This window comes from Pseudomonas sp. 50_B, assembly GCF_017491625.1.
Classification (GTDB): Bacteria; Pseudomonadota; Gammaproteobacteria; order Pseudomonadales; family Pseudomonadaceae; genus Aquipseudomonas; species Aquipseudomonas danubii.
In genome coordinates this window covers 1-444 of the sequence record NZ_JAFGYX010000164.1, presented here as the reverse complement: position 1 = coordinate 444, position 444 = coordinate 1, and the positions used below count along the sequence as shown (strand labels likewise).

The 444-nt window shown below is 49.5% G+C and carries 1 protein-coding gene; it reads right to left on the bottom strand.

The window, feature by feature from the left end; all coding sequences use genetic code 11:
* Positions 1-130: 130 nt before the first annotated feature.
* The coding region (locus J5M73_RS31415; RefSeq protein WP_207816974.1) for a hypothetical protein at positions 131-444 on the bottom strand (314 nt) is incomplete at its 5' end.

Genomic DNA, 444 nt, shown 5'->3' with positions numbered 1-444 from the left:
CTTCACATCCGATGCATGGGGGTCTACGACAGAATAGACGCCGACGCCAGCTGAGCTGGATTTGACTAGAGCATAGCCCTTCGGTGCAGCGAAATTGCATCCGGTACCCAACAGTGATCTGCCTAGAGGATCATTTCCAGTGTGGCACGACAAGAGATACAGCGTCACATTGCGCTGGTTGAGCGATGTTCCGAACGGCACAATCTGATCCTGCCGCATATCCTTCGGTGGATTGCCCATGGCCGATCTCAAAGGTGTTGTTATTGCCATGACTCATAATGGCGAGATAGCCACCGTTATCAACCGAATCGATCTGCGACCAAAAGAAATCAGTGCTATTTGTTAGCGCGACTCTTGTGTAATTTTTGTTCTTGAAGTAGTCGAGCAAATCCTTGTTGGCCTCGTTCGCGTCATATAGAAACAGTTTGCTAGGCATCGTAAGCC